The organism is Janibacter sp. Soil728 (assembly GCF_001428305.1).
Taxonomy (GTDB): Bacteria; Actinomycetota; Actinomycetes; order Actinomycetales; family Dermatophilaceae; genus Janibacter.
Genome location: NZ_LMRZ01000006.1, coordinates 242,999 through 263,131, shown reverse-complemented (window position 1 = coordinate 263,131; position 20,133 = coordinate 242,999). Strand labels below are relative to the sequence as shown.

Below are 20,133 nucleotides of genomic sequence, written 5' to 3'. Positions count from 1 at the left end.
CCGCTCCGTCCTTCACGTCGTCTTCGTCGCAGCCAGTCAGTCTAGGACCCCGAGGCGACCCGTCCCGTCGCGGCTCACGGACTGACGGTGACAGGATGCGGGGGTGCCTTCCCTGACCCGTGACGAAGCCGTTGCCCGCGCCGACCTGCTGTCGGTGACCCGGATGGACGTCGAGCTCGACCTCGACCGTGACCCGCAAACCTTCTACTCGCTGACCCGTATCCACCTGACCGCGACCGCCGACGGTGACACCTTCGTCGACGTCAAGCCGCGCGAGCTGCACCGGGCGAGCCTCGACGGCGCCGACCTCGACGTGGGCCTGCTGGCCGAAGGGAGGTTGCCGCTGTCGGTGACCGCGGGCGAGCACGTCGTCGAGGTCGAGGCGACGATGGCCTACAGCCACGACGGCGAAGGGCTGCACCGCGCGACCGACCCTGCGGACGGTGAGGACTACGTCTTCAGCCACCTCTTCCTCGACGCCGCCCCGGCGGTCTTCGCGTGCGTCGACCAGCCCGACGTCAAGGCCCCGTACGCCTTCAGCGTCAAGGCGCCGGCGGACTGGCAGGTCATCGGTAACGGCTCCGGTGTCATCGGTGACGGGGGTGTGTGGCACCTCGCGGAGACCAAGCCGCTGTCGACCTACTTCGTCGCGCTGTGTGCCGGTCCCTACGTGTCGGTGACCGACGAGCACGACGGGATCACGCTCGGCATGTGGGCCCGCCGCTCCCTCACCGAGCAGCTGCAGGAGCACGCCCCCGAGATGCTCGAGGTGACCAAGCGCAGCTTCGACTACTTCCACTCGATCTTCGGCATCCGCTACCCCTTCGACGACTACGACCAGGTCTTCGTCCCCGAGTTCAACGCCGGTGCGATGGAAAACCCGGGCTGCGTCGTCATCCGCGATGCCTACCTCTTCCGCGGGGCCGTCGGTCGCGACGAGCTGCTCACCCGGGCCAACACGATCAGCCACGAGATGGCGCACATGTGGTTCGGCGACCTGGTCAGCCCGCAGTGGTGGGACGACCTGTGGCTCAACGAGTCCTTCGCCGAGTACATGGCCCACCGCTGCCTCGTCGAGGCCACGGAGTACACCGAGGCCTGGGTCGACTCGACGATGTCGCGCAAGTCGTGGGGCTACGGCGCCGAGCGCGCGCCCTCGACCCACCCCGTCGCGGGCTCGCCGGCGCCGGACGCCAAGTCGGCGTTGGCCAACTTCGACGGGATCTCCTACGCCAAGGGCGCCGCGGTCATCCGTCAGCTCATCGAGTTCATCGGTGACGAGGCCTTCCTCGAGGGCATCCGTCAGTACCTGGGCGACCACTCCTTCGGCAACGGCACGCTGGCCGACTTCCTCGGTGCGATGGAGCGCTCCAGCGGCATGGACCTGTCGGACTGGAGCCAGGCCTGGCTCCTGACCGCCGGGGTCGACACGATCGCGGTCGATCGGGCCGGGAGGGTGACGCGGCAGGCGCCGTCGGACCACCCAGCGGACCGCCCCCACGCCTTCGACATCGCGACGTACACCGACGGCAAGGAGACCTCCCGCCAGGCGCTGACCCTCGACGCGGACTCCGCCCCGGTCGCCGGCCTGGACCTCGACGCAGCGCTCGTGCTGCCCAACGCCGGTGACCGCACCTGGGCCACGCCGTTGCTCGACGAGGCCTCCTTGGCCGCACTGCCCACCGAGTTGCCGCTCACCGCCGACGCTCAGGCCCGCGCGGTCATCTGGGTCGGTCTGCGCGACGGCGTGGCGCTCGCCCAGGTCGACCCCAGACTGCTCGTCGACCTCGGTGAGGCGGCCCTGCCGACGGAGACCAACGACTCGATCTTCTCCCGTGCCGGGATGCACCTGACGGGTCGCGTCATCCGCGTGCTCCTGCCCGAGGAGGAGCAGGACGCCGCCCGTGCACGCCTGACCCGCGTCGGCGAGCAGGTCCTCGCGGCGTCGGAGCCGGGCTCGTCGATGGCCCTGCACGCCGCCCGCCTCGTCGCCCGCACGACCGACGACGTCGAAGGTCGGCTCGTGCCGTGGTCGGAGGGGCGCGATCTGCCGGCCGGCCTCGAGGGCGACGCGGACTTCCGCTGGATCCTCCTGGGGCAGCTGACCCGTCGCGGGGTCATCGGGGCCCTCGAGATCGACGAGGCGCTCGCCCGGGACAAGACGATGAGCGGGCAGCTGGGTGCGCTCACCGCGCGGGCCGCGATCCCGACGCCGGAGGCCAAGGCCGCCGCCTGGGCGGACCTGACGACCAACCGCGAGCGGAGCAACTACGAGCTCATCGCGATCGCCGCCGGCTTCTGGGGGCCGCAGGACCTCTCGCTCGTCGAGCCCTATGTCGCCCGGTACTTCACCGACATCCCGCCGATGACCGCGTGGCTCGGCGAGGACGCGCTCTCGCGGGTGGCATCGATGACCTACCCCTCGCGCTTCGTCAGCGAGGAGACGCTCGAGCTCTCCCGGACCGCGCTCGCGGGCGACCTCCAGCAGGGCGTGCGGCGCTCGATGGTCGACCAGCAGTCGGAGCTCGAGGAGGCGCTGGCCTCCCGCCGAGCCTTCCCGCCGGCTGGCTGACCCCCCTTCGCCCGCATCTCCTCAAGGTCGTGCGCACCCAGGGTGCATCTCCTCAAGGTCGTGCGGATGAGCCAGATGCAGTGACGACGATCCGGCCCGTGCTCGACCCGCCCGCGAGGCGGGCGAGCGCGGCCGGTGTCTCCTCGAAGGGAAAGGTCTCCGCGACGAGCGGCGCGACGTGGCCGGCATCGGCGAGGCGGACCAGGTCGGCGTGGGCCGCGACGACCGCGGCCGGGTCGTGCTGCTGATACAGGCCCCAGTGCAGGCCGAGGATCGAGTAGTTCTTGACCATCGCGTGGTTGAGCCGTGGCTCGGGGACGCGGCCGCTGGCGAAGCCGACGACGATGATCCGCCCCTCGAAGGCGATGCACTTGGTGCTCGCCGCGTACGACGGCCCGCCCACCGGGTCGTAGACGACATCGGCGCCGTGACCGCCGGTGACCTCCTTGACCGTCTCGATGATGTCCTGCTCACGGCGGTCGATGACGACATCGCACCCGAGGCTGCGGGCGATGTCGACCTTGTCCGCGCCTCCGACGACGCCGATGACGTGCGCACCGGCCGCCTTGCCGAGCTGGACGGCAGCCGACCCGACGCCACCGGAGGCCGCGTGGACGAGGAGGTGCTCCCCTTCGCGCAGGGCCGCTCGTCGGTGCAGGCCGAACCATCCCGTCTGGTAGCTGATCATCAGCGCCGCGCAGGCGGCGTCGTCCAGCCCGTCGGGTGCGGGGAAGGTGCTCGCCCCGTCCATGAGGCACTCGCTCGCGTAGCCGCCGTGCGGGACGGCGGTCCCACCGAGGACGCGGTCGCCGACGGCGACGTGGGTGACGTCGACGCCGACCTCGAGGACGTCACCGCAGACCTCCAACCCCGGGACGAAGGGGGGTTGCGGCCGCACCTGGTACTCCCCGCGGCACATGAGGGTGTCGGCGAAGTTGACCCCGGTCGCGCGCACCCGTACCCGCACCTGACCCGGGCCGGGCGGCGGGGCCTCGGTGTCGACGAGGGTGAGGACGTCGGCGGCTTCACCGAGCTGCTGGACCTGCCATGCGCGGATGCTCATGAGCGGGACAGTACCGATCTCACACATCCGGGTCCCGATGCGTCTATGGGACATGATCGACATCATGACGACCCGCCACGCTCTGCTCCCGACCCGACTCGGTGACCTTGTCGCTGTGCTCGACGAGGCGCAGTCCGGCGAGGGGAGCGTCCTGATCGGTCTGTACTTCCCCGGTCACTGGACCCTCCCCGACGGGGCCGACCACGGACTCGAGGTCGAGGTCGCGGCCGAGCCCGTCCTCGCCGCGGTGGCGCACCAGCTCCAGGAGTACCTCGACGGGACGAGGACGGACTTCGACCTCCCCTACGAGCTGCGCGGGGGCGAGCACCACCGACGCATCTGGGAGCTGCTCGAGCGGATCCCGTACGGGCAGACGGTCAGCTACGGCGACCTCGCCCGAGAGACCGGAGGGGCGGCGCAGGCCGTGGGCCGGGCGGTCGGGGCCAACCCGGTCTCGATCATCGTCCCGTGCCATCGCGTGATCGGGGCCGACGGGTCGATCACCGGGTACGGCGGCGGTCTCGACCGCAAGCGGGCGCTGCTCGCCCTCGAGGAGCCGGACGCCGAGGACCGCGGTGCCCTCTTCTGAGGAGACTCCCCGGAGCCTGCCTCCCTTCGAGCAGGTGGTGGAGGAGCACGGTCGACGAGTGCTGGCGGTGTGTCGGGCTCGCGTCGCGTCCGCCGATGTCGACGACGCGTGGAGCGAGACCTTCCTCGCGGCGCTGTCGGCGTGGCCGGACCTGCCGGGGGACCTCGACGTGACCGCCTGGCTGGTGACCGTGGCCAAGCGGAAGTGCACCGACATCCACCGGTCACGGGCTCGCCGGCGCACCGACCCGGTCGCCGACCTGCCCGAGGTCGTGGCGCCGGGAGCCGAGACCGACGACGAAGGGGTGTGGCGTCACGTCGCCGCCCTGCCGGACAAGCAGCGGCAGGTCATCACCTATCGCTACCTCGGGGGGCTGCCCTATGCCCGGATCGTCGACCTCGTCGGCGGGAGCGAGGCCGCCGCCCGCCGGGCGGCGAGTGACGGCCTCAGATCGTTGCGAGACAAGGAGATCCGATGACTGCAGAGACTGATGACCTGGCTCGTCTCCACGACCGCCTGGTGGCGCGCGCCGGTGAGGTGGGCCTGATCGACCTCGCCTACCGGGCCGTCGACTCGCCCCTGGGGGCGCTGCTGCTCGTCGCCACGGAGCAGGGGGCGGTGCGTCTGGCCTTCGAGGAGGAGGGCCACGACGCGGTGCTCGCCGACCTCGCCGAGCGGGTCAGCCCGCGCATCCTGCGGGCGCCGCGTCGTCTCGACGAGACCGCACGCAGGATCGAGGACTATCTCGGCGGCCGCAGCCGGTCACTCGACGTCCCGATCGACCTGCGGCTGCTCGCGGGCTACCGGCGTGAAGTCGTCGAGGCCCTGCCGCGAATCGCCTACGGGCACACCGCGACCTACACCGAGATGGCCGGGATGACCGGTCGGCCGCGTGCGGTGCGCGCCGTCGGCAGCGCCTGCGCCAACAACCCCGTGCCGCTGCTGCTGCCCTGCCACCGGGTGGTGCGTAGCGACGGCAGCGCCGGAGGCTACCGAGGTGGCCTCCAGGCCAAGCGTTGGCTGCTGGGGCTGGAGGCAGCAGGCGCACCGGCAGCGCGCGAGCGGCTCGACTGACACTTCAACTCGGGCACGTGGGTCTAGGGTCGCAGGAACCGACTCGAAGGAGAGTGCGCCGTGGTGGCTGTACCGACCGTGACCGGGAGCATCGACTCCGCCGATCTGGGCCGTGTGCTGGCCCACGAGCACATCTTCGTCCTGGGCGAGGAGTTCCGGAACAACTACCAGGGCGACTGGGACGAGGACACCAAGGTCGCCGAGGCCGTGGCGGAGCTGGCCCAGCTCCCGGGGCTGGGGATCGACACGATCCTCGACCCGACGGTCCTCGGCCTGGGGCGCTACCTCCCGCGTGTCCAGCGCGTCGCCGAGCAGGTCGACGTCAACATCGTCGTCGCGACGGGCTTGTACACCTACAACGAGATCCCCTTCCAGTTCCACTACAGCGGACCCGGTCTGCTCTTCGACGTGCCCGAGCCGCTCACCGAGCTCTTCCTCAAGGACCTCACCGAGGGCATCGCCGACACCGGTGTGCGCGCAGGGTTCCTCAAGTGCGCCATCGAGGAACAGGGCCTGACCCCCGGGGTCGAGCGAGCGATGCGCGCGGTCGGCGCGGCCAGCGCCCAGAGCGGCGCGCCGATCACGGTGCACACCAACCCGCACACCGGCTCGGGACTCGTGGCGCAGCGAGTCCTCGCGGAGGAGGGGGCCGATCTGACCAAGGTGGTCATCGGGCACAGCGGTGACTCGACGGATGTCGACTACCTGTGCAAGGTCGCCGACGCCGGCTCCTACCTGGGCATGGACCGCTTCGGGCTGGACGTGCTCCTGCCCTTCGAGGACCGGGTCGCGACCGTCCTCGAGCTGCTGCGCCGCGGCTACGCCGAGAAGATGGTGCTCGCCCACGACGCCGCGTGCTTCATCGACTGGTTCGACCCCGAGGCCAAGCGCCAGATCGTGCCGCGGTGGAACTACCGGCACATCAGCGAGGACGTCATCCCGGCGCTCCTCGAGGGTGGTGCCACGCAGGACGACATCGACACCATGCTCGTGAAGAACCCGCGCACGTACTTCGAGCGGTAGTCAGCCGTCGAGCGGTGGGTCAGCCGACCGCGTCGACGAACTCCAGGATGCGGCGGGTGAGGATGCGCGCCTCCTCGGGCTGGTACTCCGCCGGAAGGGTCGGGTCGTTGAAGAGGTGACCCGCGCCCTGGTACTCGACGAAGGTGAACTCGCCCCCGGCGTGCTCCACGTCGTCCTGGACCTCGTCGTCGAACTGCTTGTCCTCCTCGTGGAAGGGATCCTCCGAGGTGACGTGCACCTGACCGGGGACGCCTGTCGGCCAGGTGGCCTCGAGGAAGCGCATCGGCAGGCCGCCGCCGATCATCACGACCCCTCGGGCGTCGTCGGGGCGCTGGGCCGCAATCCACTGAGCCATCCCGGCACCGTTGGAGAAGCCCACGGCCACGAAGGGGCCGGGGACCCCCTTGGCCGCCTCGAGGGCAAAGGCCATCTGGGCAGGGAAGCCGATCTCCTGGGACCGGGCCCCCGCCGGCTCGTAGTCGTCGTAGGTCGTGCCGGCGAGGTGGTCGACGACGGTCACGGTGTGCCCGGCGCCGGTCAGCGCGTCGGCGAGATCGGTGACGCCCCGACGGACGCCGAGGACGGAGGGGAAGAGGAGTACCTGGGCCATGTCCTCAGCCTAGGCTCGCGCACCGACAGCCGTCAGCGCGCGAAGACCGGAGGTCGCTTCTCGACGAAGGCGCGCGCGGCCTCGACGTGGTCAGCGGTCAGGCCGCAGGCCTTGTGGCGAGGCACCTCTGCGGCCATCGACTCCGACAGCGTCTGGTGGGGCGCCTCGAGGAGGTTGCGCTTGATGTGGGCCAGCGTCAGGGCGGAGCCGTCGGCGAGCCGGGCGGCCAGCGCGCGGGTGCTCTCCTCGAGCTCGTCCTCGGGCACGAGCCGCGTGAGCAGGCCGAGGTCCAGACAGGCCTCCCCGTCGAGCCGCGGGCTGAGGAGCATCAGCTCACGGGCGCGCGCCGGTCCGACGAGCCGGTCGAGCAACCAGGCCACGCCGAAGTCGCCGGACAGGGCGACCGTGGCAAAGGCCGTCGCGACGACGGTGCGCGGGGTGCCGATGCGCAGGTCGGTCGCGAGGGCGAGTCCCAGACCTGCTCCGGCGGCTGCTCCGGGGAGCGCGGCGATCGTCGGCTTGGTGAAGGTGTGCAGGCGGCCGACGGTCAGCTCCTGGTGGCGCAGCTGCTCGGCGACCGCAGCCGGGTCGACCTCGGTGGCGCCACCCCCTTCGCCGCCGTCCTCGTCGAACTGCTGGACATCGCCACCGGCGCAGAAGGCGCGACCGGCGCCGGTGAGCACCAGGGCACGCACCGCCGGGTCCTCGTCGGTCTGGGCGAAGAGCTCGCCGAGCCGCTCGATCATCGGGACCGACATCGCATTTCGCCGGTCGGGTCGGTTGAGGGTGATGGTGGCGATGCCATCGGTGAGGTCGTACAGGACGTGGTCGGTGTCGGTCACGAGATCTCCTGGGGTCGGGGGTCGGGGCGGTGGGTCGAGATCGGACGGGCGAAGGCGAGTGCCGCCACTGCCGGCAGGGCGGCCAGGACGAGCAGGGCGCGAGGGAACCCGATGACGTCTCCGAGGCCCCCGACGGTGGCGGCTCCGAGACTGGCCCCGAGCAGGAAGACGAGGGTGAGCAGGCCGAGCGCTCCACCGCGGGTGTGCACGGCGACGGAGTCGGCGACGAGAGCCGTCATCGCTGGCTGCCCGAGGCCGAAGGAGAGCATGAGCAGCAGCGTCGCGGCGATGAGTGCGAGGGGGTTCACGAGCGCGGAGCCGAGTGCGGCGAGGACCACCGCTGCGGTGACTCCCGCGGTGGCGAGCAGCTGGCTGCGGGCCGCGCCGAAGCGGATGAGCGCCGGGCCCGTGATGCGGGGCGCGATGACCCCCAGGGCGGCGCACGGCAGGAGCAGCAGCCCCACCTGGGTGCCGGACCAGCCATGGGCGATGAGGACGGTGGGCACGGCCACGAGCATCCCGAACCAGGCGGACGGCAGGCTCGCCGCGGTCAGCAGGCTGAGCCGGGCGGCGCGATCGCGCACGAGAGCGGCCGGGACGACACCGTGCGGACGACGGCGTGAGCGCAGCACGGCCGCCGGAGCGCTCGCCAGCAGCACGACGAGGCCGACGAGCGCCGTGGTGCCGCCCAGCGTCGCCGCCTGCAGGGACAGCACGGCGCCGATGGCGGCGCCTGCCACGAGCAGGGCGCCGACGGGATCGAGTGTCGCTCCGGGCTGGCGGTGGGTCGGCAGGTCACGCCAGACGAGGGGGACCACGAGGAGGGTGAAGACCGGGATGGCCACGACGGGTCGCCACCCGAAGGGGTCGACGAGCAGGGCCCCTGCGACGGGGCCCAGAGCATTGATCGTGGCCCCGACACCGGAGTACGTCGCCATGGCCCGGGCTCGACTGTCACCGGCGAAGAGGGCCTGGATGGCGGCGATCGTCAGGGCCGGAACCGCCGCTGCCCCCAGGCCCTGCAGGGTCCGCGTGACGATGAGTGCGGGAAGGGAGTCCACGAGCGCGCCCGCGCAGGCTGCGGTGACCATGACGGACATGCCGATGAGCAGGGGCAGGCGGATGCCGAACATGTCACCGAGGCGGCCGAAGACCGCACTGCCGACCGCGAGCGCGAGGGAGTAGCAGCTGACGACGAGCGCGGCCCGGCCGGTGGTCAGCTCGAGGTCCTGGGCAAGAGCAGGCAGAGCGACGGCGACCGCTGCGCTCCCCAGGCCGGTGACGCCGAAGAGCACGGCGATGGCGCTCGCGAGTGCCCCGCGGTGGGGTGGGGGCAGCACGGCGGCGGTGGAGATGGGCGCTCCTCGGACTTCGTCGTCACAGACTTGAATCTGAATCTAAGTTCAAGTATACCTATGGCGAGGCCGAAGACCACAAGGAGTCACCATGACGACGACGTCACCCGATCCGACCCCGCTCGACGCGCGGCCGGCGCAGGCGCTGCTCATCGACTTCGGGGGAGTGCTCACGGCCCCGATCGGCGCCGCCTTCGGGGCGCTCGGCGCCGACGCGGGACTCGAGCCGCAGGAGGCCCTGCGCGTGCTCGCCACCCACGAGGGCGCGCGTGCCGCGCTCGTCGCGCACGAGGAGGGTCGACTCGACGACGAGGGCTTCGAGGACGCCTTCGCCGGTGCGCTCGTCGAGGCCGGTGGTGACATCGCCCCCCGGGGCCTCCTCGCCGGGCTCGCCACGCACATGGACCTCGACGAGCCGATGATCGAGCTGGTCCGTCAGGCCCGGGCCGCCGGTGTCCCCGTCGCGCTCGTCTCCAACTCGCTGGGCCGCGACTGCTACGCGCGCATCGACCTCGACGAGCTCTTCGACGTCACGGTCATCTCCGCGCAGGTCGGCGTACGCAAGCCCTCTCGGCAGATCTACCGCATCGCCTGCGACCGGCTGGGCGTCGACCCGAGGCAGTGCGTGCTCGTCGACGACCTCGAGCACAACCTCGTCGGCGCCGCGCGCCTCGGGATCCGCGGCATCCTCCACCGCACCGCTGCCGAGTCCCTGCCCCGCATCCGCGAGGCACTCTCCCTTCCCACCCCGACCGGCGCCACCCGCTGACGGTCGTTCGACCACACCACGAGCCAAAGGATCACCACGATGTTCGAACTCAGTGAACGCGGCCAGGACTACCGCGACCGCCTGCTCACCTTCATGGACGAGCACGTCTACCCCGCGGAGAGCGTCTACCGCCAGCAGATGCGGGACTCCGGCAACCCCAACCACCACCCGCAGGTCCTCGAGGACCTCAAGGCCGAGGCGCGCAGCCAGGGCCTGTGGAACCTCTTCCACCCGCACCCCGAGTGGGGGCCGGGGCTGACCAACCTCGAGTACGCCCACCTCGCGGAGATCACCGGGCGCAGCATCGAGATCGCCCCCGAGGCCATCAACTGCAACGCCCCGGACACCGGCAACATGGAGGTGCTCACGCTCTTCGGCACCGACGAGCACAAGGAGAAGTACCTGAAGCCGCTGCTCGCGGGCGAGATGGCCTCGGCCTTCGCCATGACCGAGCCGGCGGTCGCCAGCTCCGACGCGACCAATGTCGAGACGCGCATGGAGCGAGACGGCGACGAGTACGTCATCAACGGCCGCAAGTGGTGGACGTCCAACGCCCTGCACAAGAACTGCAAGGTCCTCATCGTCATGGGCAAGACCGACCCGGACGCCCCGACCCACCGCCAGCAGTCGATGATGGTCGTCCCGATCGACGCCCCGGGCGTCACGGTCGAGCGTGGCCTCCCGGTCTTCGGCTACATGGACCGCGAGGGCCACGCCGAGGTCAGCTTCACCGACGTGCGGGTGCCCGTCGACGCGCTCCTCGCCGGTGAGGGCGACGGCTTCATGATCAGCCAGGCCCGCCTCGGGCCGGGCCGGATCCACCACTGCATGCGCGCCATCGGTGTCGCCGAGCGCGCACTCGACCTGATGATCGACCGGGCGCAGTCCCGGGTGACCTTCGGCGAGCCGGTGGCCAACCGGTCCAACATCATGGACTGGGTCGCCGAGGCCCGCATCGAGATCGAGATGGTGCGTCTGCTGACCCTCAAGACCGCGCACATGATGGACACCGTGGGCAACAAGGTCGCGCGCACCGAGATCGCGGCGATCAAGGTCGCCGCCCCGCAGATGGCGCTGAAGATCATCGACCGGGCCATCCAGGTGCACGGCGGCGGTGGCGTGAGCGACGACTTCCCCCTGGCCATGTGGTACGCCCACATGCGCACCCTTCGTCTGGCGGACGGCCCCGACGAGGTGCACAAGATGACCATCGCCCGCCGCGAGTACCGCCGTCGTAGCCCGGAGTGGGGCAAGAAGTGATCGAGGGTCTCGACACGGCCGCGATGACGGCGTGGACCCGCGGGCGGGTCGACGTCGAGCCACCGCTGGCCTACGAGCGGGTGGGGTTGGGTCAGTCCAACCTCACCTACCTCGTCACCGACGCGAAGGGGGCCCGCCTGGTCCTGCGGCGCCCCCCGATGGGCGAGCTGCTCGCCTCGGCCCACGACGTGGCGCGGGAGCACCGGATCCTCTCCGGGCTGCAGGGCAGCGATGTCCCCCTCCCCGTCGTGCACGGCCTGTGCGAGGACCCGGCGGTCGCCGACCGGCCGGTGCTCGTCGTCTCCTTCGTCGACGGGCTCGTCCTCGACGAGCGCAGCGACGCGGAGGGTCTGGCGCCGGCTGCCCGGCACGCGGTCGGCCTCTCCCTGGTCGACACCCTCGCCCGCATCCACGCGGTCGACCTGGACCGGGTGGGGCTCGCCGACCTCGCGAGCCACAAGCCCTACGCGGCCCGACAGCTCAAGCGCTGGTCGGGCCAGTGGGAGCTGTCGCGCACCCGCGACCTCGCCGACCTCGACCGCCTCACCGGGCGGCTCCACGAGCGTGAGCCCGAGGCCGGCGAGGTCACCCTCGTCCACGGGGACTGCCACCTGCGCAATGTCATCATCGACCCCGACGACGCGCAGGTGCGGGCGATCCTCGACTGGGAGCTGGCCACGCTCGGCGACCCGCTCGCCGACCTCGGGACCGCGCTCGCCTACTGGCCCCAGGCCGGCGACCCGCCGACGATGCGCTTCGACGCCTCGACGGTGGCGGGCTTCGCCACCCGGACCGAGCTCGTCCAGCACTACGCCGAGGTGTCCGGCAGGGACGTCTCCGCCGTCCCCTTCTGGCACGGCCTGGGGCTGTGGAAGCTCGCGATCATCCTCGAGGGCGTCCGTCGCCGTCAGCTCGACGACCCGCGCAACCTCACCGCCATGGGCTCGATCCCGGCCGACGCGGTCGACCAGCTCGTGGCCGCGGCGCACGTCGTTCTGGACGAAGCGGTTTAGCATGGCGGCCATGCCCAGCGACAGCGAGACCACGAGCGAGGTACCCGACCTCGTCGACGGTGCCAAGCTCGGCACCCAGCCGCAGACCGCGCGTGGCCAGCGCACCCGTGACGCGCTCATCACCGCGGCGCGCACCGTCTTCGAGCGGGACGGCTACGTCGACTCCCGCCTCGTCGACATCGCGGCCGAGGCCAAGTGCTCGATCGGCAGCTTCTACACGTGGTTCGACAGCAAGGACGAGGTCTTCGCGGCCGTCCTCCACGAGGCGCAGAGCGACATGCTGCACCCGGGCACCACCTCGATGGAGCGCACTGACGACCCCATCGAGATCATCGCCGCGAGCAACCGGGCCTACTTCGAGGCCTACCGGCGCAATGCCCGGCTCAACCAGCTGCTCCTCCAGGTCGCGGCGGTCGACCCGCGCTTCCGCGAGCTGCGGCAGGCCCGCGCCCACGCCTTCGTCGTCCGCAACAGCCGGGCCATCGCCGACCTGCAGTCCCGCGGCCTCGCGGACCGCGGCATCGACGCGCTGACCGCCGCCATGGCGCTCTCCGGCATGGTCTCGCGACTGGCCCAGGACGCCTTCGTCAACGAATTCCTCCTCGTCCCGGTCGACGACCTCGTCGACGGCGCGACCCGGCTGTGGACCAACGCGCTCGGGCTCACCACGCCCGAGCTGCGGGCGGACTGAGCCTCCTCGAGAGCGGCAGCCAGACGGGCGAAGGGAGGGGGTCGGCCCCCTCCCTTCGCCCGCCACCTGACACCCGGGAGCGTCACCTTGCGATGGTGACCCCGCCGTCGACGGTGAGGGTGCTGCCGACGACGTAGTCGCCGGCGTCGGAGGCGAGGTAGATCGCAGCGGCGGCCATGTCCTCGGGGCGGCCGACGCGTCCGGAGGGGATGTCGCCGGAGATCTCGTCGGCGTGGTCGCGTGCCTCCTTGTTCATGCTGGAGGCGAAGGCACCGGGAGCGATCGCGCTGACGATGATGCCCTCGGGCGCGAGCGTGACCGCCATCCGCTTGGTGAGGTGCACGACGCCCGCCTTGCTCGCGTGGTACGAGTACGTCTCCATCGGGTTGAGCGAGAGCCCGTCGATCGACGCGATGTTGATGACCTTGGCGAGGTGGCCACCGCGCTCACGGCCGGCGAGCAGCAGTCCCTTGGCGGCCTGGGTGAGGAAGAACGGCGCCTTGACGTTGAGGTCCATGACCTTGTCCCACCCGCTCTCGGGGAAGGTGTCGAAGGACTCGCCCCAGGCCGCGCCCGCGTTGTTGACGAGGATGTCGAGGTGGCTCTCGTGCTCGCCGAAGGCCTCGAGCAGGGAGGCGATGCCGGCGGTCGTCGAGACGTCGCCGGGCAGTGCGACACAACGCCCTTCGCCGAACTGCTCGGACAGCTCGGTGGCCGTCGCGCGGCAGGCCTCCTCCTTGCGGGCGGTGATGTAGACCGTCGCGCCCTGGCTGAGCAGGCCCTCGGTGATCATCCGGCCGATGCCGCGGGAGCCGCCGGTCACGAGGGCGACGCGTCCGTCGAGGGAGAAGAGGGCAGGGATGTCCATGGTGGTCCTTCGCTCGGTGTGTGTTCCCCTGACCGTAGCCGCACTTGAATCAGGGTTCAAGAGTAGTTGAACCCTGATTCACGTTGTGGGATGGTGGCCACGTCAGCGCCGACCCGAGCATCAGGAGCACCCCATGACCCGGACCTCGCAGGAGATCCGCCTCGCCGCCCGCCCCCAGGGCCGCCCCGACGCCAGCACCTGGGAGCTCGCCACGACGGAGGTGCCCGACCCCGGTCCGGGCGAGTTCCTCGTCGAGATGCAGCAGGTCTCCCTCGACCCGGCCATGCGCGGCTGGCTCAACGACGTGCGCTCCTACCTCCCGCCGGTGAAGATCGGCGCCGTCATGCGGGCCTTCGGTGCCGGCACGGTCATCGCCTCGCAGCACGACGACTTCGCCGTCGGTGACGTCGTGAGCGGGACCTTCGGAGTGTGTGAGTACGCCATCTCCAGCGGGAAGGGGGTGGCGCACCTCGACCTCGACGTCGCCCCGATGAGCACCTGGCTCGGTGCCCTCGGCATGCCGGGCATGACCGCGTGGTTCGGCCTCGAGGACGTCGGTCGGGCCAAGCCCGGCGACACCGTGCTCGTCTCGGCCGCGGCCGGTGCCGTCGGCAGCACCGTCGCCCAGCTGGCCAAGGCCAAGGGCTGCCGGGTCATCGGCGTCGCAGGCGGTCCGGACAAGGTCGCCTGGTTGCGCGAGCTCGGCCTCGACGAGGTGATCGACCGCCGCGAGGGCGACCTGCTGCGCCAGGTGCGCAAGGCCGCGCCCGACGGGGTCGACGTGTACTTCGACAACGTCGGCGGCGAGCTGCTCGATGCCGCCCTGGCCAACCTCGCGCAGGGCGCCCGGGTCGTCATCTGCGGTGCCATCTCGACCTACAACGACGAGACCCTGGCCGAGGGCCCGCGCCGCTACATGGCCCTGCTCGTCTTCCGCGCCAGCATGCAAGGCTTCGTCGTCATGGACTACGCCGACCGGTACCCCGAGGCCATCACCGGTATCTCCGAGCTGATCGGCGAGGGCCGCTTCGAGGCCACCGAGACCATCCTCGAGGGCGGCATCGCCGCCTTCCCCGACGCCCTGCTCGGCCTCTTCGACGGGGTCAACACCGGCAAGCTCCTCCTCCAGCTGTGAGTATCTCGAAGGGAACCACCATGCGTGCCATCCACATCTCCTCCCTCGACGGCCCCGAGGCCGTGGAGGTCGTCGAGATCTCCGACCCCTCCGACGACCGGCTGGTGACGATCGACGTCAAGGCCGCCGGGGTCGCCTTCCCCGAGCTGCTGCAGACCCGGGGGCTCTACCAGGTGAAGCCGGACCTCCCCTTCGTCCCGGGGGCCGAGGTCGCCGGCATCGTCTCCGCCGCCCCCGAGGGCAGCGGTCTGTCGGTCGGCGACCGGGTCGCCGCGCTGACCCTTCTCGGCGGCTTCGCCGAGAAGGCGCTCGCCCGACCCGACCTGACCTTCGCCCTCCCCGACGAGGTCTCCTTCGAGGAGGCCGCGTCCTTCACCTTCAACTACGCGACCGTCTACTTCGCGCTCGTCGAGCGGGGTGGCCTGGTCGAGGGCGAGACCGTCCTCGTCCACGGCGCTGCCGGCGGCATCGGGACCGCGGCCATCCAGATGGCCAAGGCCTTCGGTGCGAGCAAGGTCATCGGGGTCGTCTCCACCGAGGCGAAGGGGGAGATCGCCCGGGCCGCAGGGGCGGACGAGGTCGTCATGGCCGACGGCTTCCTCGAGGCGGTCGGCAAGGCCAGCGTCGACATCGTCGTCGACCCGGTCGGCGGTGACCGCTTCACCGACTCGCTGCGGACCCTGCGCGAGCACGGCCGGCTCCTCGTCATCGGCTTCACCGCCGGGTCGATCCCGGAGGTCAAGGTCAACCGGCTGCTGCTCAACAACGTCTCGGTCGTCGGTGTCGGCTGGGGAGCCTTCGCGATGTCGCGTCCCGGCCACGTGGGCAAGGAATGGGCGGCGATGCTGCCGCACCTGCGCAGCGGAGCTCTCCGGCCGATCGTCGGCGCGACCCACCCGCTCGAGGACGCTGCCACGGCGATCGCGTCGCTCGAGGGGCGCACCGTCACCGGCAAGGTCGTGCTGGTGCCATGAGCGTCGACCAGCTTCCCGGCGTCGAGGAGATCGCGCAGATCCCGGAGTCCGTCCGGGTCGTCGCAGGCTCGGAGTGGGAGGACGGCAACGGCCACGTCAACGTCGCCCACTTCTACGGTCTGCACATCCGTGCCGCCGAGGCGGCCCTGCTGCGGATGGGGGTCGACGAGACCTATCGCTCGAGCCGTCGGCTGGGTGTCTTCAGCATGGAGCAGCACCTGCGCTTCCTCCACGAGGTGCACATCGGTGAGGAGCTCTCGGCGCACGTGCGGTGGCTGGACCGAGGGGACAAGGTCTTCCACGGCATCTCCGTCGTCGTCAACCGCACCACCGGGCAGATCGCCAACACGCTCGAGGTGCTCGAGGGGCACGTCGACCTCGTCGCGCGGCGAGCCACCCCCTTCCCCGCGGACATCGCCGACCGCATCGACGAGGCGGTCGCCGCCCACCGCGACCTGACCTGGCAGCTCCCGCTGAGCGGCGCGATCGGCGTACGCCGCTGACCCCTTCGCCCGGGTGGTGACGTCTCCCGGGTCCGGACCCAAGAGATCTGCCCAGGCACACTCGCACCGACGCGAGCGTGCCTGGGCAGATCGGTGTCAGGGGTCAGACGCTGAAGCGGCCGATCGAGTTGGCCACCACGATCGGCTTGTCGATGCCGTCGGCCTCGACGGTCAGCTTGGTCACGACGTTGACCTGGCCGGGGGAGGTCTCCTCGACCTGCGTGACCTCGGCGCGCATGCGGATCCGTGAGTCGACCGGCAGCGGGTGGATGAAGCGGATGCGGTCGTAGCCGTAGTTGAGCGAGTGGGTGAAGCCGTCGAAGGCCATCAGCTCCTCGAAGAAGGCCGGCGTGCGCGAGAGGCTGTAGAGCCCGTGCGCGATCGTCGAGCCGAAGGGGGAGTCCGCCGCCTTGGCGGGGTCGACGTGGATCCACTGGTGGTCGCCCGTGATGTCGGCGAAACCGTCGATCTTGGTCTGGTCGACGACATGCCACTCGGTGGGTCCGAGCTCGACGCCGACGAGGTCCTTGAGGTCCTGGACGGAGGTGGGGCGGTGCTGGGCGGTCTGGGTCACGATGAGCTCCTTCGGTCATGTGCGGGTTGGCTCGAACCTAGTTGAACTTGAAGCCGGGTTCAAGTATGTTCGAAGTGTTCCGGCAGTCGAGATCACAGGAGCTCTCACATGACCAATGACCAGCAACGCGTCGCCGTCGTCACCGGCGCGGCCCGAGGCATCGGCGCAGGTGTCGCGCGCCGTCTCGCGACCGACGGCATGGCCGTCGCCGTCCTCGATCTCGACGAGTCGGCCTGCGCGCCGGTCGTCGAGGAGATCACCGCGGCCGGGGGCCGGGCCCTGGCCGTCGGCGCCGACGTCTCCGATGCCGAGCAGGTCGAGGCGGCCGTCCGGCGGATCGCCGACGAGCTCGGCACGCCGACCGTGCTGGTCAACAACGCCGGCATCATCCGCGACAACCTCATCTTCAAGATGAGCGTCGAGGACTGGGACGCCGTCATGGCGGTCCACCTGCGCGGCGCCTTCCTCATGACCAAGGCCTGCCAGGCCTTCATGACCCAGGAGCGGTACGGACGCATCGTCAACCTGTCGTCGACGTCGGCCCAGGGCAACCGCGGCCAGACCAACTACTCGGCCGCCAAGGCCGGCATGCAGGGCTTCACCAAGACCCTGGCCATCGAGCTCGGCAAGTTCGGCGTGACCGCCAATGCCATCGCTCCCGGATTCATCGAGACCGAGATGACCGCCGAGACCGCGGCCCGCATCGGCATCAGCTTCGACGACCTCAAGTCCGCCGCCTCCACGCAGGCAGCGGTGGCCCGCACCGGTCGACCCGAGGACATCGCCCACGCCGTGTCCTTCTTCGTCAGCGAGGGCGCCGGCTTCACGACCGGTCAGGTGCTCTACGTCGCCGGCGGGCCCTGCGACTGATGGCCACCGCGATGCAGGTCAAGGACAAGGTCGCCGTGGTCACCGGCGCTGCCGGGGGCATCGGCGCGGCACTCGCCGAGGCCCTGCTCGAGGCGGGTGCCCGGGTCGTCGTCTCCGACATCGACGAGCAGCGCCTGACGGCCACCGCCGAGCGGATCGGCGCCGTCGCCGTGGCCGGTGACGCCTCGAGCGAGGAGTGCATCGCCGCGATGATCGCGGCAGCCGAGGAGCACTTCGGCCCGGTCGACATCTTCTTCGCCAACGCCGGTGTCGGCGACGGCTCCGGCCTCGCGGCCACCGACGACCAGTGGCAGCTCGCCCTGGACGTCAACCTCCTCGCCCACGTGCGGGCGGCCCGCCAGCTCGTCCCGGGCTGGGTCGAGCGGGGGAGCGGTTACTTCGTCTCCACCGCCTCTGCCGCAGGCCTGCTCACCCAGATCGGCTCGGCCACCTACTCGGTGACCAAGCACGGCGCGGTCGGATTCGCCGAGTGGCTCGCCGTCACCTACGGCGACGACGGCGTCGGGGTCAGCTGCCTGTGCCCGATGGGTGTCGACACCGACATGCTCCGCTCGGGCATGACGTCGGGAGGGGGCGAGGGCGGCAAGGTCGCCGCTGCCGCGGTCACGCAGGCCGGCGAGGTGCTCGCCCCGCGCGATGTCGCCGACCAGGTGCTTGCCGCCGTCGCCGAGGGCACCTTCCTCGTCACGCCGCACACCCACGTGCGCGAGTTCCTGCGCCGCAAGGTCGACGACCAGGACCGCTGGATCCACGGCATGCAGCGCTACCAGCGCCAGCTGAAGGGGGACGTGCGATGACCAACGGCACCAGCCTGATCTGGAGCTGGGCCGACGAGACACCTGACGCGTTGGCCCTGCGCGAGGGAGAGCGCTCGTGGACCTTCGCGCAGCTGCGCGACGACATCCGCGCCGCTGCCGCCCAGCTGGCCGGGCGGGGAGTGCGTGCGGGCGACCGCGTCCTCGTCGTCGTGCCGACGAGCGCCGAATTCGTCCTGACCTACCACGCGGTCCTCGCGCTCGGCGCGACCGCGGTGACGGTCAACCCGCTGTGCACCCGACGCGAGCTCGAGCACTTCGTCCGTGACGCCGGCTGCTCCTTCGCGCTCGGCTGGCACGAGGGCTCCGAGGCAGTCACCGCCACCGCGGCGGCGGAGGGGTTCGACCTGTGGCTCCTCGAGCCCGGCTGCGTCGTGCCCGGCGCCGGACCCGAGCCGGTCGCCGTCGACACCGCCGACGCAGCCGTGCTGCTCTACACCTCCGGCACGACCGGCGCCCCCAAGGGCGCGGTCCTCACCCACGGCAACCTGCTCGCCTGCGGTGAGGCCCTGGCCGAGGCACTCGACCTGACGCCACAGGACCGGATGGGCACCGCCCTTCCCCTCTTCCACGTCTTCGGTCAGTCGGCCGTGATGTTCACGGCCTACAGCGCGGGCGGGTCGCTGTCCCTGCTGCGTCCCTTCGACCCGGCAGCGCTGCTGCGGATGGCAGCCGAGCAGCAGCTCACCGGGCTCGCGGGCGTGCCGACGATGTGGAACGCCATGTTGCACGCCGACACGGACGTCACCGCGCAGGACCTCTCGCACCTGCGCCTGGCCTGCTCGGGCGGCGCCGCGCTTCCCCTGCAGATCGCCAAGGCCTTCCGCGAGCGCTTCGGCGCCGTCGTCCTCGACGGCTACGGCCTGAGCGAGACGGCGGGCGCGTCGACCTTCAACCGCGCGATCTTCCCCTGCAAGGAGATGAGCGTCGGGCGGGCCCTGCCCGGGAGCAAGCTGGCGATCCTCGACGAGGACCGCGCCCAGCTGCCCGTCGGCGAGGTCGGCGAGGTGGCGATCAGCGGCCCCTTCGTCATGCGTGAGTACTGGAGGCGGCCCGAGGCCACCGAGGCCGTGCGCCACGGCGAGTGGTTCCTCACCGGCGACATCGGCCGGATGGACGGGGACGGCGACCTGTGGATCGTCGACCGCAAGAAGGACCTCGTCATCCGCGGCGGCTACAACGTCTACCCGCGTGAGATCGAGGAGGTCCTCTACAGCCACCCCGACATCCGGGAGGTCGCGGTCATCGGCGTCCCCGACGAGCGGCTCGGCGAGGAGATCGCCGCCGTCATCACGCCGCAGCCCGGCAGCACCATCGAGCCGACGGTGCTGCGCGCCTGGCTCGAGGAGCGGCTCGCGGCCTACAAGGTCCCCCGGATCTACCGGCTCGTCGAGGAGCTGCCCAAGGGACCGACCGGCAAGATCCTCAAGCGGGGGATCGACCGGAGCGACATCGCGAGCACCGGTGAGCGGCCCGCCCGGGCCGCCACCCCCACCACCTGAGCGAAGGGAG

At 71.1% G+C, this 20,133-nt stretch carries 21 protein-coding genes; 15 read left to right on the top strand and 6 right to left on the bottom strand.

What is annotated here, in order from left to right; genetic code table 11:
* Positions 1–103 precede the first annotated feature (103 nt).
* On the top strand, positions 104–2,572 hold the full coding sequence (gene pepN, locus ASG73_RS14575; protein WP_055996780.1) for an aminopeptidase N: 2,469 nt from the start codon (positions 104–106) through the stop codon (positions 2,570–2,572).
* Between the two features lie 52 nt (positions 2,573–2,624).
* Here pepN and ASG73_RS14570 read toward each other — a convergent pair whose 3' ends face one another.
* Positions 2,625–3,635, bottom strand: a complete 1,011-nt coding sequence (locus tag ASG73_RS14570; protein ID WP_156466309.1) for an NADPH:quinone oxidoreductase family protein — start codon at positions 3,633–3,635, stop codon at positions 2,625–2,627.
* Positions 3,636–3,699: 64 nt separating this feature from the next.
* On the opposite strand from ASG73_RS14570, the gene ASG73_RS14565 reads away from it, so the two are divergent.
* Genes ASG73_RS14565 through ASG73_RS14550 form a run of 4 tightly spaced genes read left to right on the top strand, consistent with a single transcriptional unit; the run spans position 3,700 to position 6,321 of the window.
* Positions 3,700–4,224: a methylated-DNA--[protein]-cysteine S-methyltransferase gene (locus ASG73_RS14565; RefSeq protein ID WP_055997596.1), complete on the top strand. Its 525-nt coding sequence runs from the start codon at positions 3,700–3,702 to the stop codon at positions 4,222–4,224.
* Positions 4,211–4,702 (top strand): RNA polymerase sigma factor, encoded by a 492-nt coding sequence (locus ASG73_RS14560; RefSeq protein WP_235499471.1) that lies wholly within the window; start codon positions 4,211–4,213, stop codon positions 4,700–4,702. The genes ASG73_RS14565 and ASG73_RS14560 overlap by 14 nt, the downstream gene beginning before the upstream one ends.
* Positions 4,699–5,298 (top strand): methylated-DNA--[protein]-cysteine S-methyltransferase, encoded by a 600-nt coding sequence (locus ASG73_RS14555; protein WP_055996777.1) that lies wholly within the window; start codon positions 4,699–4,701, stop codon positions 5,296–5,298. The genes ASG73_RS14560 and ASG73_RS14555 overlap by 4 nt, the downstream gene beginning before the upstream one ends.
* Positions 5,299–5,358: 60 nt before the next feature.
* Positions 5,359–6,321 carry a phosphotriesterase family protein gene (locus ASG73_RS14550; RefSeq protein ID WP_055996774.1) on the top strand — a complete coding sequence of 321 codons (963 nt, stop codon included), beginning with the start codon at positions 5,359–5,361 and terminating at the stop codon, positions 6,319–6,321.
* Positions 6,322–6,340: 19 nt separating this feature from the next.
* On the opposite strand, the gene ASG73_RS14545 is transcribed toward ASG73_RS14550, so the two are convergent.
* The 3 genes from ASG73_RS14545 to ASG73_RS14535 are packed head-to-tail and all read right to left on the bottom strand — an operon-like array spanning position 6,341 to position 9,113.
* Positions 6,341–6,931: a dienelactone hydrolase family protein gene (locus ASG73_RS14545; protein ID WP_055996771.1), complete on the bottom strand. Its 591-nt coding sequence runs from the start codon at positions 6,929–6,931 to the stop codon at positions 6,341–6,343.
* 32 nt (positions 6,932–6,963) lie between these two features.
* Positions 6,964–7,773: an enoyl-CoA hydratase-related protein gene (locus ASG73_RS14540; RefSeq protein ID WP_055996768.1), complete on the bottom strand. Its 810-nt coding sequence runs from the start codon at positions 7,771–7,773 to the stop codon at positions 6,964–6,966.
* The gene (locus ASG73_RS14535) at positions 7,770–9,113 is read right to left on the bottom strand and encodes an MFS transporter (protein ID WP_235499470.1); all 1,344 of its coding nucleotides are present in this window, start codon (positions 9,111–9,113) and stop codon (positions 7,770–7,772) included. The genes ASG73_RS14540 and ASG73_RS14535 overlap by 4 nt, the downstream gene beginning before the upstream one ends.
* Positions 9,114–9,219: 106 nt before the next feature.
* Between ASG73_RS14535 and ASG73_RS14530 the strand changes: the two genes are divergently transcribed.
* From ASG73_RS14530 to ASG73_RS14515, 4 genes are read left to right on the top strand one after another with little or no spacing between them, the layout of a single operon-like run.
* Positions 9,220–9,897 carry an HAD family hydrolase gene (locus tag ASG73_RS14530; RefSeq protein WP_055996763.1) on the top strand — a complete coding sequence of 226 codons (678 nt, stop codon included), beginning with the start codon at positions 9,220–9,222 and terminating at the stop codon, positions 9,895–9,897.
* 39 nt (positions 9,898–9,936) lie between these two features.
* Complete coding sequence (locus tag ASG73_RS14525) at positions 9,937–11,157, top strand: acyl-CoA dehydrogenase family protein (protein WP_055996760.1); 1,221 nt, start codon at positions 9,937–9,939, stop codon at positions 11,155–11,157.
* Positions 11,154–12,170 carry a phosphotransferase family protein gene (locus ASG73_RS14520; protein ID WP_200946860.1) on the top strand — a complete coding sequence of 339 codons (1,017 nt, stop codon included), beginning with the start codon at positions 11,154–11,156 and terminating at the stop codon, positions 12,168–12,170. Before ASG73_RS14525 ends, ASG73_RS14520 begins: the two co-directional genes overlap by 4 nt.
* A 10-nt stretch (positions 12,171–12,180) precedes the next feature.
* On the top strand, positions 12,181–12,861 hold the full coding sequence (locus ASG73_RS14515; RefSeq protein ID WP_235499469.1) for a TetR/AcrR family transcriptional regulator: 681 nt from the start codon (positions 12,181–12,183) through the stop codon (positions 12,859–12,861).
* A gap of 82 nt (positions 12,862–12,943) precedes the next feature.
* On the opposite strand, the gene ASG73_RS14510 is transcribed toward ASG73_RS14515, so the two are convergent.
* On the bottom strand, positions 12,944–13,729 hold the full coding sequence (locus ASG73_RS14510; RefSeq protein ID WP_055996754.1) for an SDR family oxidoreductase: 786 nt from the start codon (positions 13,727–13,729) through the stop codon (positions 12,944–12,946).
* A 133-nt stretch (positions 13,730–13,862) separates the two neighbouring features.
* Between ASG73_RS14510 and ASG73_RS14505 the strand changes: the two genes are divergently transcribed.
* The 3 genes from ASG73_RS14505 to ASG73_RS14495 are packed head-to-tail and all read left to right on the top strand — an operon-like array spanning position 13,863 to position 16,341.
* Complete coding sequence (locus ASG73_RS14505) at positions 13,863–14,864, top strand: NADP-dependent oxidoreductase (protein ID WP_055996751.1); 1,002 nt, start codon at positions 13,863–13,865, stop codon at positions 14,862–14,864.
* Between the two features lie 20 nt (positions 14,865–14,884).
* On the top strand, positions 14,885–15,838 hold the full coding sequence (locus tag ASG73_RS14500) for an NADPH:quinone oxidoreductase family protein (RefSeq protein ID WP_055996748.1): 954 nt from the start codon (positions 14,885–14,887) through the stop codon (positions 15,836–15,838).
* Positions 15,835–16,341, top strand: a complete 507-nt coding sequence (locus ASG73_RS14495) for a thioesterase family protein (RefSeq protein WP_055996745.1) — start codon at positions 15,835–15,837, stop codon at positions 16,339–16,341. The genes ASG73_RS14500 and ASG73_RS14495 overlap by 4 nt, the downstream gene beginning before the upstream one ends.
* 103 nt (positions 16,342–16,444) lie before the next feature.
* Here ASG73_RS14495 and ASG73_RS14490 read toward each other — a convergent pair whose 3' ends face one another.
* A complete protein-coding gene (locus tag ASG73_RS14490; protein ID WP_055996742.1) occupies positions 16,445–16,915 on the bottom strand; it encodes a MaoC family dehydratase in 471 nt (156 codons plus the stop codon).
* Positions 16,916–17,023: 108 nt separating this feature from the next.
* Between ASG73_RS14490 and ASG73_RS14485 the strand changes: the two genes are divergently transcribed.
* The 3 genes from ASG73_RS14485 to ASG73_RS14475 are packed head-to-tail and all read left to right on the top strand — an operon-like array spanning position 17,024 to position 20,123.
* On the top strand, positions 17,024–17,785 hold the full coding sequence (locus ASG73_RS14485; RefSeq protein ID WP_055996739.1) for an SDR family oxidoreductase: 762 nt from the start codon (positions 17,024–17,026) through the stop codon (positions 17,783–17,785).
* Positions 17,785–18,603 carry an SDR family oxidoreductase gene (locus ASG73_RS14480; RefSeq protein WP_235499468.1) on the top strand — a complete coding sequence of 273 codons (819 nt, stop codon included), beginning with the start codon at positions 17,785–17,787 and terminating at the stop codon, positions 18,601–18,603. The genes ASG73_RS14485 and ASG73_RS14480 overlap by 1 nt, the downstream gene beginning before the upstream one ends.
* Entirely contained in the window at positions 18,600–20,123 is a 1,524-nt protein-coding gene (locus tag ASG73_RS14475) for a class I adenylate-forming enzyme family protein (protein ID WP_055996736.1), read from the top strand. The genes ASG73_RS14480 and ASG73_RS14475 overlap by 4 nt, the downstream gene beginning before the upstream one ends.
* Positions 20,124–20,133: the final 10 nt, after the last annotated feature.

Bases quoted from the DNA above. Each gene is read 5' to 3' on its own strand.
- ASG73_RS14515 (WP_235499469.1), top strand. From the start codon at position 12,181: ATGCCCAGCGACAGCGAGACCACGAGCGAGGTACCCGACCTCGTCGAC.
- ASG73_RS14570 (WP_156466309.1), bottom strand. From the start codon at position 3,635: ATGAGCATCCGCGCATGGCAGGTCCAGCAGCTCGGTGAAGCCGCCGAC.
- ASG73_RS14505 (WP_055996751.1), top strand. From the start codon at position 13,863: ATGACCCGGACCTCGCAGGAGATCCGCCTCGCCGCCCGCCCCCAGGGC.
- ASG73_RS14495 (WP_055996745.1), top strand. From the start codon at position 15,835: ATGAGCGTCGACCAGCTTCCCGGCGTCGAGGAGATCGCGCAGATCCCG.
- ASG73_RS14485 (WP_055996739.1), top strand. From the start codon at position 17,024: ATGACCAATGACCAGCAACGCGTCGCCGTCGTCACCGGCGCGGCCCGA.
- ASG73_RS14565 (WP_055997596.1), top strand. From the start codon at position 3,700: ATGACGACCCGCCACGCTCTGCTCCCGACCCGACTCGGTGACCTTGTC.
- ASG73_RS14480 (WP_235499468.1), top strand. From the start codon at position 17,785: ATGGCCACCGCGATGCAGGTCAAGGACAAGGTCGCCGTGGTCACCGGC.
- ASG73_RS14525 (WP_055996760.1), top strand. From the start codon at position 9,937: ATGTTCGAACTCAGTGAACGCGGCCAGGACTACCGCGACCGCCTGCTC.
- ASG73_RS14475 (WP_055996736.1), top strand. From the start codon at position 18,600: ATGACCAACGGCACCAGCCTGATCTGGAGCTGGGCCGACGAGACACCT.
- ASG73_RS14510 (WP_055996754.1), bottom strand. From the start codon at position 13,729: ATGGACATCCCTGCCCTCTTCTCCCTCGACGGACGCGTCGCCCTCGTG.
- ASG73_RS14555 (WP_055996777.1), top strand. From the start codon at position 4,699: ATGACTGCAGAGACTGATGACCTGGCTCGTCTCCACGACCGCCTGGTG.
- ASG73_RS14530 (WP_055996763.1), top strand. From the start codon at position 9,220: ATGACGACGACGTCACCCGATCCGACCCCGCTCGACGCGCGGCCGGCG.
- ASG73_RS14545 (WP_055996771.1), bottom strand. From the start codon at position 6,931: ATGGCCCAGGTACTCCTCTTCCCCTCCGTCCTCGGCGTCCGTCGGGGC.
- ASG73_RS14500 (WP_055996748.1), top strand. From the start codon at position 14,885: ATGCGTGCCATCCACATCTCCTCCCTCGACGGCCCCGAGGCCGTGGAG.